Raw genomic sequence first — 12,117 nt, 5'->3', positions numbered from 1 at the left:
CCACCGATTACCGCTGCGTTCCCTTAGCGAACGAGGGAACGGGAACGAAGCGGGAACGGATCGGGAGGGAAGCGGGAGCCGGGACGGCAAGGGTCGTTGCGTAGTTGTCTGCAGTGAGGAGTACTCAAGTGAAGGACCCCAGGGATCGCTCTCCCGACGGGACGGAGCTGCGCCAGGCCTTCCAGGACCTGACCACCGTGGAGCGGTGGGCCGAGCACGTCGCGTCCGGCGGTCATTCCCACCCGTACGCCGCGCCGGAGTCCTTGGAGGGCCCTCAGCTCAGCGTCGAGACCAGAACCGAGGACGGCATGCACACGGTGGCCGGGATCGTGGAGTGGCCGCCCGGGGGCGACGCCGGGGTGGCCGTCCTGGACGAGGCGGAGCGTGCGGTGCTCCGCTCCCTCGTGAGATCGCTGCTCGACCTGGCCGGCCACGAGTCGGGCGCCGCCCGCACCCGTGTGGTGCTCACGCCCGTCGGTCCCCGCGTCACCGCCTGCCAGCTCGACGTGGACTAGTCGTGTTCTAGAAGCCCCCTGGCACAGGCGATTCCGGTCCGTTCCCGCGGCAGTTCCCGGCGGCGGTATCGGGGCAGGAACGGACCGGGAACGCCTGTCAGCAACATCAGTGGTGTCGGGAAGCGGAACACCGCAAAAACCCACAAACACCACTTAGGGGCGGGACCATGGGACACAAGCTTGCTGGGCTCTTCGGAATCATCGCGGCGACGCTGGCCTTCGGTATCGGCGTCACGGTTGAGGCGGGGCAGTCGCACAGCCCCCGGAGCACCCAGCAGGTTGTGGCCGACGACAAGGGCCCGACGGTGATCGGCACCCACACGCTCGCTGACGACAAGGGCCCCACGGTCATCGTCGCCACCCCCAATGACGACAAGGGCCCGACGGTGATCGGCACCCACATACTCGCTGACGACAAGGGCCCCACGGTCATCGTCGCCACCCCGAACGACGACAAGGGCCCGACGGTCATCACCGACACGACCAACGACGACAAGGGCCCGACGTCCCCCACTGTGTGAGATCCCGCGCCTCGACAAGCACGCCCCGCACCGGAGCCTCGGTGCGGGGCGCGGTGCTGTTCCGGGGCGGTGGGACGACGTGCGGTGGCGGGGTGCCGCGACGGTGGCCGGCCGTCAGCCGCGACGGTGGCCCTTCAGCACGCCCATCTCGGCGAAGAGTTTCTCGGCCTCGGCCCGGTACCGGACCGCGTCGGGCGTGTCACCGAGGGCGTCGGCCATGCCCGCCAGGGCGTAGGCCTCCTCGATGCGGTAGCTGAGGGACGAGGCGAGTTCATGGGCGTGGGTGTGCAGCGTGAGCGCCGCCGCCATGTCGCCCTGGCGCCGGCGCAGCCGGCCCACCACGTTCTCCACCTTGGCCCGGCGCAGGGGAGAGGAGTTCGTGCGCATCAGGCCGAGGGCCCGCTCCGCCTGGTCCGGGTCCCGGGCCGGCCGGCCCAGCAGGTTCTCCACATCGGCGGACAGCGCCAGGGTCAGGGCGAGGTTCACCTCGTTGCCGGCGTCCCCGTACAGTCCGCGGGCCTCCGCCAGGCAGCGGTCGGCCTCCTCGTAGGCGCCCAGGCCGACATGGGCGAAGGCGAGGTCGGTGATGGCTCCGGGCAGTCCCTCGTGCTGCCCCAGCTGCCGGCTCAGTTCGGCCGACCGCAGCGCCGCGTCCCGCGCCTCCTCGTACCGTCCCCACTGTTCGTAGAGCGTGCTCAGGATGGTCAGGCTCTCGGCCTCCGCGCGCGGCATGTCCAGGTCGCGTTCGTGCGCGATCGCCGTCTCCATGTGGCCCAGGGCCGCGGAGAAGTCGCCGAGAAGGCTGTTGAACTGGCCGAGGATGCTCTCGCTGTGGGCCTGGGTGTGCAGATCGCCGAGCCGGATCGCGACGTCCCGGCTCTCCCGGGCGGCTTCGAGCCCCTCGGCGAGACGGCCGAGTTTCCAGCAGGCGACGCCCAGATTGGAGAGGCTCACCCCCAGCAGCGCCAGGTCCTGCAAGCGTCCGGCGGCGGCGACCGCGACCCGGCTCAGCTCGCCGAAGTCCTCCAGGAGACCGAGGTCGTTGAGCTGGAAGACGAGATTGCGCGACAGGCACACCACATAGCGGTCGTGGCCCTTGCGTTCGGCGAGCGTGACGGCAGCGAGGAGCGCCGTCTGCTCGCGCAGGAACCACTTGCGTGCCCGCTCCGCGGTGCCGAGGTCGGGCAGTTCGGCCGTGGAGGGCGGGATGCCGGTGCTGCGCCTGCGCCGCCCGGAATAGAGAAGGTCGCACGCCACTTCGGTGGCGGTCAGGTAGTAGCCCAACAGCCGCTCCACCGCACCGGAGTCCTCCGCGGACTCGACGAGCAGGCTCTGCGCGAAGCTGCGGACCAGGTCGTGGAAGGTGTAGAGGCCGATCTCCGGCTGCTGTACGAGATGGACGTCGAGCAGCATCTCCAGCAGGTCTTCCGCGTCCCGGGCACCCGTGCCGAGGAGCGCGCCGGCGGCGTGGATGTCCATGTCGCTGCCCGGGTGGAGCGCCAGCGTCGAGAACGCGTTCCGGCACTCCTCGTCCAGAGCCTGGTACGACAGGCGCAGGGTGGCGGAGACGCTGCGGGCGCCCGAGCTGAGCTCGTCGAGTCTTCGGGTCTCGTCGCGCAGCCGCTCGGCCAGGTACTGGAGGGTCCAGCGCGGGCGGTTGCGCAGCCGGGCGGTGGCGATCCGCAGGGCGAGGGGGAGGTGGCCGCAGAGCTGCGCGAGCTCGGCGGCCGCCTCGGGCTCGGCGGCGACGCGCTGGGCACCGAGCGTCTCCGCGACCAGCATCGCGCTGTCCTGGGGCGGCATCACCCCGATGGAGATCCACCGCGCGCCGTCCAGATCGACCAGCCGGGCCCGGCTGGTGACCATGATCAGGCTGCCGGGGGAGGCGGGCAGGAGCGGGCGGATGGCGGCGGCGTCCGCCGCGTTGTCGAAGAGGATCAGCAACTGCTTGCCGACCAGGGTGGCCCGCCACAGGGCGGTGCGGGCGGGTACGTCGTCGGGGATGAGGTTGCCGGGAACGCCGAGGGCCCGCAGCAGACTGTCGAGCGCCATGCCCGCGGTCACCGGCTGGTCGCCGGGCGTGTACCCGCGCAGGTCTATGTGGAGCTGCCCGTCCGGGTACTCCGGTGCGAGGCGGTGCGCCGCCCGTACCGCGAGCGAGGTCTTGCCGCAGCCCCCCATGCCGTCGATGGCCACGATCTGCGGGCCCTGCTCACCGCCGTCCTTGGCGGCACGCAGGATCTCGGCCAGTTCCCGGTCCCGTCCGGTGAAGTCCGCGAGGTCGTACGGGAGGGTGCTGGGGGGTTCGGCGGGCAGGGCCACGGACACGACCGGGGCGGCCGCCGGCTCGGGTCCGGCCAGTTCGGGGCTGTCCCGGAGGATTCCCTCGTACAGCTTGGTCAGATGGGGGCCGGGGTCGACGCCGAGTTCCTCCACGAGGAGCTCGCGCACCTTGCCGTACTCCTCCAGCGCCTCGGCCTGCCGCCCGGACCGGTAGAGGGCGATCATCAACTGGCCGCGCAGGGACTCGCGCAGTGGGTTCTGCTGGACCAGTTCCCGCAGTTCGACGACGAGTTCGGAGGCCTCGCCGAGTCCCAGGTGGAGTTCGAAGAGCTGTTCCGCCGCGGTCAGCCGGCGCTCCTCGATGGACGTGGACGCGGCCTCGATGACCGGACCGCCGTCGCCCGACAGAACGGGCCCCCGCCACAGGGCGAGGGCGCCGCGCAATATCTCGGCGGCCTCTGCCGTACGGCCCTCGGACGCCGTCTGCTTCGCTTTCCGGATCAGTAGGCCAAATTCAGCCAAGTCGATATCGCATTGTTCGTCGGCGACGCGATAGCCGGGCCCATCGGTGAGCAGGACGTCGGCACCCCCCGGTATCCGCCTTCGGAGATCCGCAACTGCCTTGCGCACTTGGTGCGGCGCCGTCGGCGGCGGTTCTTCGTCCCAGGCCGCCTCGACCAGCCGGGAAACCGGAAGCACCTTTCCGGGCTCCAGAAGCAAAGTGGCCAGAACTCGCTCCTGGATGACTCCCCCCAGCCGGAGCCGCGTCCCGTTCGACCACCCCTCTATCGGGCCAAGAATGTTGAAACGCAGACGAACCTCTTCCGCTGTTGACACGCATCCTCCCCCTCAACGCTGCCCACCCGCAGCTCTACCCAGGCGCGAGGCGATCGTAGCCCCTGGGTGCGGGAAGACGCGGTACTGCACCGGGAAGACTTCGGGAATGGCTCGATGGAAGCTGTTCATCGACGGCAGGCCTTCGCTGCCACGGAGAGTACGGAGCGTGAGCGGACCGGAAAGATCCCGTTCCCGGGCGCGTGTTCCGGACAGTCCTGGGAGGCCGGGCAACCGGCTATTGCATTTTCTGAGCAAGTGGAGACCGAGGAGACAATGATGAATTCCCAGCCTGCACCCGGGCTTGACGCTCTGCTGCAGAATGCGCGCAGACGTGCGGGGCTCACTCAGGAACAGCTGGCGGGGCTTTCCACGGTGAGCGTACGGGCCATTCGAGACCTGGAGCTGGGGAGGGTCCAGCACCCGCGCAGGGAAACGCTGAAGCTCCTCGCCAATGCCATGAGACTGAGTGACGCGCGACGCGTCGAGCTCGAACTCTCCGTCGACGCGAAGGCCGTGGGCCGGGTCTTCCAGGACATTTACGGGGCGGACCTCGCCACACCGCCCCCTCCGCTGCGTCCGCTGGTGGGGCGGCGCCCCGAACTGGAGGCGCTGACAGCCCGGTTGAGCACGGATCACGAGCGGCTGCTGACGCTGGTGGGCCTGCCGGGGGTGGGGAAGTCGCGGCTCGCCCAGGAGGCCGCCTCCCTCATTCACGCCCGGGACCGGGTTCCGGTGCTGTGGGTATCCCTGGACGACTCGGCCGAGACCGCGGAAGCGGCCCCCAGCAGCCCGCAGTCGACCGTGGCCGGCTGGGTGCGCTCCCTTGTCCGCGACGGCGAGGAATTCGAGGAGCTGGCCACACTCATCGGATCCAAGGCGACCCTGATCGTCCTGGACGGTCACGACGCGTCACCTTCCGTCACCCCTCGGCTGCTGAGCCTGCTGCGTGCCTGCGAGCGCCTGAAAATACTCACCACCACCGACCGGCCGGTGCAACTGCCCGGCGGGCGGCTGCTCCCACTGGCACCGCTCGCGGTGCCGTCCGCCGCCGATCTGGCCGTCGGGGTGGCCGGCGACACCCTCGTCGCGGACCGGCACGCCGTCGAGCTGACGCTCTCCCATGTCAGTTACATGCGACCCGACTTCCTCCCCACGGACGCCGTCGTCACCACCGTGGCCCACATCTGCCGGGCGCTGGACGGGATGCCGCAGGCACTGGAGGCCGCGGCCTCGTGGCTGCTGCTGTACTCCCCCCAGCAGCTCCTGGACATCGCCCGCACCACACCGCTGGTCCTGCTCGACGGCGTCACGCCCACCGACCCCGCCGCCGGCCCCACCCTGAGCGAGCGGCTCACCACCGCCGTGACCGGGCTCGCCCCGCAGGCGGCCGCCCTGCTCCGCACACTGGCGACCCTGGAGGACCCGTGGTCGGTGGACGACGCCGCGCGCGCCTGCGGAACCTCGCTGGCGGGCACCGCCCGTGATGTACACGCCCTGCTCGTCCGCGGCCTGATCCGCCGACTGCCCGCCACGGCGGGCGACTCGGTGGGCTTCACGGTGCTCAACCTGGTCCGTGCGGTGCTCGCGGCGGAGCGGGAGACGGCGCCCGCCGCTCCCGTCCCGGTACTCGTCGACTGAGGGCGGTCCGCCCGTTCCGGTCCCGTCCCCCCGTTCCCGTTCCCGTTCCCGTTCTCGCCACGTCCTCGTCCTCGTGAAAGGCACCCCACCCATGCGCAACCTGATCTCGCTCGCCGACCTCACGCCCGCCGAGCTGGACCACCTCGTCCGGCGCGCCGCCTCGTTCGGCCGCGACGGCATCGTCCAGAAGCCGCTGGCCGGAAGCCAGATCGGCCTCTACTTCCGCAAGTCCTCGACCCGGACCCGTACGTCCTTCTGGAGCGGGGCCACCCGGCTCGGCGCCGACGTGATCACCTTCGGTCCGAACGAACTCCAGCTCACCACCGGCGAGACGGTGGAGGACACCGCCCGGGTCCTCGGCCAGTACCTCGACGCGCTCGTCGTACGGACCAACGGGGACGTGGACGAGATCCGCCGGCTCGGCAGCAGCGAGGACCTGGCCGTCGTCAACGCCCTGAGCCTGGACGAGCACCCGACCCAGGCGATCGCCGACCTCGCCACGCTCACCGAGCGGTTCGGCTCGCTCGACGGTCTGCACCTGCTCGCCGTCGGCGAGGGCAACAGCTCCGGCGCTGCCCTCGCGCTCGCCGCCGCCCTCACCCCCGGCCTGCGCCTCACCCTGCTGTGCCCGCCGGGATACGAGGTACCCAAGGACACCCTGGACCTGGCGGCCGAACTCAGCGGCGGCAGGGCCCTGGTGACCCAGATCGTGACGCCCGACGAGGTCGAGGGCCCGGTGGACGCGGTGTACACCAGCCGGTGGCAGACCATGGGCGTGACGAAGGAGAACCCCGACTGGCTCAGCGACTTCGACGGCTTCCAGATCAACCGCGGCTTCCTGGAGCGCTTCGGCGGCCCGCGGACCGTCTTCCTGCACGACCTGCCCGCGGTCCGCGGGCAGGAGGTCACCGACGAGGTGCTGGACGGCCCGGCCAGCCTGGCCTGGCGCCAGGCCCACCACAAGATGACCGCCGCCGCGGCGGTCCTGGAATGGTGTGTCGCCGGCCCGCAGGACTGACCACCCGCACCGCGTCCGGCGGACCGGGCATACGACGAAGCTCCCGGCAGCCATGGGTTCCCCATCGAGAACCCCATGGCTGCCGGGAGCTTCGTGCGTACGCCCGCCGGTCATCCCGCACACGCACGGAAAGGGCGGGTACGAGACGCGATGAGCGCCGCGCACCCGCCCTTCCGGCACGGGACGAAAAGCCGGTTCAGCCACTCATCGCCGCGACGACGGAACGCGGCCGCATATCGGTCCAGTTCGCCTCGATGTATTCGCCGCACTCCTGCTTGCTGCCCTCGTCCTTCACCAGTTCCCAGCCCGCCGGCTGCTGGATCCGGGCCGGCCACAGCGAATACTGGCCCTCTTCGTTGGCCAGCACCACATAACGGCCCTGAGAGTCCTCGAACGGGTTGGTTGCCATGATTTCCACCTCGGTTGGACGAAGGTATGCATTCGGTCGTCGGGTCTGACGGAGTTCTTCTCGCCTGCATCACAGGCTAGGAGCCGCAGGCTGGTTCGCCGGGCAGAAGCCCAGGCAGATCGGCGGCACCACGGACCGCGGATCAGGCGAGCACGCGGGCCGTCTGATGCGCGTAGGTGAGGGCGACCCCGGTGGCCACGGTCGCCGCGCGCACCGCACCGAGCGCCTCCCGCACCAGCTCCGAACGCTCCACCGGCCCGCCCTCGAAACCGGTCTGACCGGCACGGACGATGGTCACCGCCGCTTCGAGCACGGCGATCTGCGCCTCGCCGAGCGCCTCCCTCCGGTCGACCCTCTCCCGCACCTGTGCCAGGACGTCCGCGAGCACGTCCGCCGCACGGACACTGTGGCCGGTCTCTGCCATGTCATGACTCCTCGGTCGTTCGCCGGCGGTGTGCACAGGGCCGGGCGGTGAATTCTGCGGGCGCAGTCCGGCCAGTCTCACGCCCCGCCACCCGCCCGGCACAGGGCTGTCGGCCAACTGCTCCCGTCCTGCCGCCCAGTTGCCGCCGGTCACGCCGGAATCGGCTCCGCGCCGAATCTACGGTGGTGGCCGAAAGGAAGTTCAGGTCACACCTGGACCTCTTTCTCCCCCTGTCATCCAATGATGTGGACGAAGCGAACAATGAAGCCTGCGGAATGGGCGGCTCGTCATCGATCCGGGCCGCTGGACGTTGTTGTCACCGGACTGCAATCCGATGCGCACACCTGGAATCTCATCTACATCCAATTGCTGCTCGAAGACCTCGGGCACAAGGTCGTCAATCTGGGTTCCTGCGTGCCCGAGGACGAGATCGTCGAGTCCTGCTGCAAGTTCCAGCCCGACCTGCTGGTCGTCAGCAGCGTCAACGGACACGGCTTCAACGATGCCCAGCCGCTGATCGGGGCCATCCGGTCGCGCTGGGAGCTGACCGGGCTGCCCGCCGTCATCGGCGGCAAGCTCGGCGTCCTGGGCGGCGGGGAGGAAGAGGCCGACGTCCTCAGGAGGGCCGGGTTCGACGCGGTCTTCCAGGACGGTGCCGATCTCACCGCTTTCGAGTCCTATGTCGGCTCACTGCCCAGAGAGGTGGAACGATGACCCCGCCGGTCCTCGCGGCAGCCCCGGAGAGCCGCACCACCGTGCACCGGCGCCCGCTCTCCTTCGGCCGCTTCGTCGCCGAGGCCCAGGACCGCGGCACCCTCGTGGTGCAGCCCCGCATGGGCTTCTCCGACCCCGCACTGATGCGGGCCGGCCTGCTGGCCACCAAGGGCGCCGCCGACGCGGTCGTCGGCACCATGACGATCGACAGCTACACCCGGGTGAGCGACGAGGCGTCCGCGGTCCGCGCGCTGAACAGCGGCGTCCCGCTCAACGGATTCCCCATCACCTCCTACAGCCCCCACACCTCGCGCTGGGTCCTGGACGGTGTCCGGGACGCCGGCTTCCCGGTCCAGATCCGGCACGGTTCCGCCCGCCCCCAGCGCATCGTCACCGCGCTGGCCCGGCTCGGCCTGGACGCGACCGAGGGCGGCCCGGTCTCCTACTGCCTGCCCTACGGGCGCACCCCGCTCCTGGACTCCGTACGCAACTGGCAGGAGAGCTGCGAGTTCCTCGCCGGACTGCGCGCCACCGGGGCCGAACCGCACCTGGAGACCTTCGGCGGCTGCATGCTCGGCCAGCTCTGCCCGCCCGGACTCCTCGTCGCGATCAGCGCGCTGGAAGCACTCTTCTTCCACCGGGCCGGACTGCGCAGCATCTCGCTCAGCTACGCCCAGCAGACCAACGCGGCGCAGGACCGCGACGCGGTGCACGCCCTGCGCCGACTGGCCGGCGAATTCCTGCCGGACACCGACTGGCACATCGTCCTCTACACCTACATGGGCCTCTACCCGCAGACCCGGCGCGGTTCGCTGGACCTCCTGGAGCGCTCGGCCGAACTGGCCGTGGAGACCGGCGCGGCCCGGCTGATCGTGAAGACGGCCGCCGAGGCCCACCGCATCCCGACCGTGCCGGAGAACGTCGAGGCCCTGCGGGTCGCCGCACGGGCCGCGTCCCGGCACCGCGCGGCGGCCGGGCCCCGGCCCACGTCCGTGCCGGTCGCGCACACCGACCCGGCGGACAACGCGGTCTACGCGGAGGCCCGCGCCCTGGTGGACGCCGTGCTGGACCTCGACGACGACCTGGGCCAGGCCCTGCTGAAGGCCTTCGCCCGCGGATACCTCGACGTCCCCTTCTGCCTGCACCCCGACAACGCGGGCCGCTCCCGGAGCCTCATCGACGGGTCCGGCCGCCTCGCCTGGTCCGAGATCGGGGCGATGCCCCTGGGGCCCGTCCGCGACCGCGGCCGCCGCCTCACCGCCGCCGGACTGTTCGACGCCCTGTCGTTCGTCCAGCGCCGGCACGACCGCACCCTTCCCCCGTCCGTTTCCCGCCCCCCGCTTCCCTCGGCGGCCCGACGCCCGGCAGCCCATCGGCAGCACACCCAGGAGGTAGCACCATGACCAGTACGATCGCCGAGCCCTACGGCCGCATCGCGCCCGCGTTCCCGGCCTCTCCCGACCAGCACCTGATGGCAGAGCCGACCCGCGCCACGCTGCGGGTGCAGAGCCGCATGCTCGCGGCCACCCGCTCCTTCCTGACCGCGCAGGGCTTCCAGGAACTGCTGCCGCCGGTCATCGGACCCGTCACCGACCCCGGCATCCGGGGCTCCAAGCAGGTCGACGTCGACTTCTACGGCCACAAGTACAAGCTGATGACGAGCGCGATCCTCTACAAGCAGGCATCGCTGATGGCCTTCGAGAAGATCTTCTACATCGCTCCCAACGTCCGCCTGGAACCGCTGGAGACGGCCGTCACGCACCGCCACCTCGCCGAGTTCCACCAGATAGACGTGGAGATCCGCGACGCCGGCCGCGAGGACGCGATGGAGCTCGCCGAACGGCTCGTGGCACACGTCGTCGACGAGGTCGTCCGCGGGATGCCGGGGGAACTGGAGCTCCTGGGCCGGGACCGGGACGCCTTCCGGGAAGTGGTCCAGGGGGCGTTCGCCCGCACCACGCACCGGGAGGCCACCGCGGACCTGGTGGCGCTCGGCCACCCGCAGGACCCGGGTGCCGAGATCGACTGGGAGGGGGAGGAGATCCTCTCCGCGAAGACCAGCCGCCCGTTCTTCGTCGTCGACTATCCCAAGGGTTCGCGGGGCTTCTACGACCAGGAGGACACCGACCGCCCCGGCATCCTCCGCAACTTCGACCTCATCGCCCCCGAGGGCTACGGCGAACTGGCCAGCGGCAGCGAACGCGAACACGACTACGCGGCCCTGGTCACCCGGATGCGCGAGACCGGCGAGAACCCCGCGAAGTACGGCTGGTACCTCGACCTGGCCCGCCGCGGCATCCCCGCCAGCGCCGGCTTCGGCATCGGCCTGGAGCGCTTCACCCGCTACGTCACCGGCCGCACCGCCGCCTGGGAGGCCAGCGCCTACCCGAAGCTCCCCGGAGTGGTGTCGGCATGAGCGTACTGAGCGCCGAAGGCTTCCCCGAGGAACAGGTGCGGCACCGGGCCAGGGCCGGAGCGGCGGCGGTCTTCCCCGCCCTGGACTCCTACGGCAGCAGCCTGCTGGGGGCGATCCCGGCCGGCCACGACCCGTACGACGTGCTGGAGCGCGCCAGGATCGTGCCCCCGGTGTTCATGCCGGAACGGCTGAAGAAGCTCATCGACCTGGCCCGCGAACCGCTGTACACCGATGTCGAACTCGGCACCTCCGTGGGCGGGTTCGCCTCCCGGCTGCCGCTGTACGTGTCCGCGTTCGGCTCCACCCAGGTCGCCAGCCACGACCTGGGCGAGGCGGCCGGGCGGCAGGCCGGACAGCTCGGCATCCCGATGGTCATCGGGGAGAACGTGGTGCCGGTCAACGGCTACCGCGCCGCCTCCGACTCCGCGGCCTCCCCGCTGCTCGGCCGGATCGCCGCCTACACCGCCGCCGCCGACGACGAGCACGGCGGGGTGGTGGTCCAGCAGTCCACCGAGGACGCGGACGCCGAGGTGTGGAACCTGGTCTACAGCGACCCCGTCTCCGAACCGCTGCTGGCCACCGGCCGGCTCGCCTTCGAACTGAAGGTCGGCCAGGGTGCGAAGCCTGGGCTCGGCGGCCTCACCGTCCTGGGCCGCGAGGCCGGCGGCAGGGTCGCCGAACAGTACGCCCTGGACGAGGTGTTCGGCGCGGACAGCGACTCGGTCCTGCGGATCAGCAGCCCCGGCACCTTCACCGAGGAGATCCTGCGCCAGCAGATCCGGCTGATGCGGAACAACTTCCCCCGCGTGAAGGTCTGGGTGAAGCTGCACCCCGGCCGCGACATCGCCCTCGCCGCGGCCACCGCCTGGGCGGCGGGCGCCGACTCCGTCACGGTGGACGGAGCCGAGGGCGGCACCGCCTGGGCCCCGACCGGCTTCCTCGGCCAGGTGGGGCTCCCGCTCGGCGAGTGCCTCACCCGCATCGGGGCCACCGACCACTGCCTGCTCGCCAGCGGGCGGATCTGGGAGGGCGGCCGGGCCGCGAAGGCACTCGCGCTCGGCGCCCGCGCCGTCGGCCTCGGCCGGGCCGCACTCCTCGCCGTCGACGAGGACGCCGACGCCGGCCTCGTCCGGCTGGCCGAGAGCATCGCCCTGGAACTCCGGCTGCTGATCAGCTCCGTCGGCAAGTACCACGCGAACGCCCTGGAAGCGGACGACATCCTGCTGCCCGCCGACGCCGCGACAGCATCCCGCACCGGCTGACTCCCAGCCCCACCGCACGACTTCGCACCATCCGCACGTCATCCACCGTGGCTCCGTCGGTCTCCCGGCACGCCGCGAGA

Annotated in this window: 11 protein-coding genes; 8 read left to right on the top strand and 3 right to left on the bottom strand. The window is 71.1% G+C overall.

What is annotated here, in order from left to right:
• Positions 1-128 precede the first annotated feature (128 nt).
• Complete coding sequence (locus ACIO3R_RS36900; protein WP_385034425.1) at positions 129-515, top strand: hypothetical protein; 387 nt, start codon at positions 129-131, stop codon at positions 513-515.
• 167 nt (positions 516-682) lie between these two features.
• Complete coding sequence (locus ACIO3R_RS36895; RefSeq protein ID WP_385034427.1) at positions 683-1,036, top strand: hypothetical protein; 354 nt, start codon at positions 683-685, stop codon at positions 1,034-1,036.
• A 114-nt stretch (positions 1,037-1,150) separates the two neighbouring features.
• On the opposite strand, the gene ACIO3R_RS36890 is transcribed toward ACIO3R_RS36895, so the two are convergent.
• Positions 1,151-3,841: a BTAD domain-containing putative transcriptional regulator gene (locus tag ACIO3R_RS36890; RefSeq protein ID WP_385034429.1), complete on the bottom strand. Its 2,691-nt coding sequence runs from the start codon at positions 3,839-3,841 to the stop codon at positions 1,151-1,153.
• Between the two features lie 429 nt (positions 3,842-4,270).
• Between ACIO3R_RS36890 and ACIO3R_RS36885 the strand changes: the two genes are divergently transcribed.
• A complete protein-coding gene (locus ACIO3R_RS36885; protein ID WP_402111386.1) occupies positions 4,271-5,794 on the top strand; it encodes a helix-turn-helix domain-containing protein in 1,524 nt (507 codons plus the stop codon).
• Between the two features lie 91 nt (positions 5,795-5,885).
• Positions 5,886-6,812 (top strand): ornithine carbamoyltransferase, encoded by a 927-nt coding sequence (locus ACIO3R_RS36880; protein ID WP_402111384.1) that lies wholly within the window; start codon positions 5,886-5,888, stop codon positions 6,810-6,812.
• A 196-nt stretch (positions 6,813-7,008) separates the two neighbouring features.
• Here the strand turns inward: ACIO3R_RS36880 and ACIO3R_RS36875 are convergent, their stop codons facing one another.
• Positions 7,009-7,221: an MbtH family NRPS accessory protein gene (locus ACIO3R_RS36875; RefSeq protein ID WP_123468105.1), complete on the bottom strand. Its 213-nt coding sequence runs from the start codon at positions 7,219-7,221 to the stop codon at positions 7,009-7,011.
• Between the two features lie 142 nt (positions 7,222-7,363).
• Positions 7,364-7,645, bottom strand: a complete 282-nt coding sequence (locus tag ACIO3R_RS36870; RefSeq protein WP_363028976.1) for a hypothetical protein — start codon at positions 7,643-7,645, stop codon at positions 7,364-7,366.
• A gap of 261 nt (positions 7,646-7,906) precedes the next feature.
• Between ACIO3R_RS36870 and ACIO3R_RS36865 the strand changes: the two genes are divergently transcribed.
• From ACIO3R_RS36865 to ACIO3R_RS36850, 4 genes are read left to right on the top strand one after another with little or no spacing between them, the layout of a single operon-like run.
• A complete protein-coding gene (locus tag ACIO3R_RS36865) occupies positions 7,907-8,359 on the top strand; it encodes a cobalamin B12-binding domain-containing protein (RefSeq protein WP_385354730.1) in 453 nt (150 codons plus the stop codon).
• On the top strand, positions 8,356-9,762 hold the full coding sequence (locus ACIO3R_RS36860) for a methylaspartate mutase (RefSeq protein ID WP_402111382.1): 1,407 nt from the start codon (positions 8,356-8,358) through the stop codon (positions 9,760-9,762). Before ACIO3R_RS36865 ends, ACIO3R_RS36860 begins: the two co-directional genes overlap by 4 nt.
• Positions 9,759-10,775: an asparagine synthetase A gene (locus ACIO3R_RS36855; protein WP_402111380.1), complete on the top strand. Its 1,017-nt coding sequence runs from the start codon at positions 9,759-9,761 to the stop codon at positions 10,773-10,775. The genes ACIO3R_RS36860 and ACIO3R_RS36855 overlap by 4 nt, the downstream gene beginning before the upstream one ends.
• Positions 10,772-12,037: a glutamate synthase-related protein gene (locus ACIO3R_RS36850; RefSeq protein ID WP_385354725.1), complete on the top strand. Its 1,266-nt coding sequence runs from the start codon at positions 10,772-10,774 to the stop codon at positions 12,035-12,037. Before ACIO3R_RS36855 ends, ACIO3R_RS36850 begins: the two co-directional genes overlap by 4 nt.
• Positions 12,038-12,117 lie beyond the last annotated feature (80 nt).

It is taken from the genome of Streptomyces sp. NPDC087428 (genome assembly GCF_044744085.1).
Lineage (GTDB): Bacteria > Actinomycetota > Actinomycetes > Streptomycetales > Streptomycetaceae > Streptomyces.
This window is presented reverse-complemented; position numbering and strand designations above follow the sequence as displayed.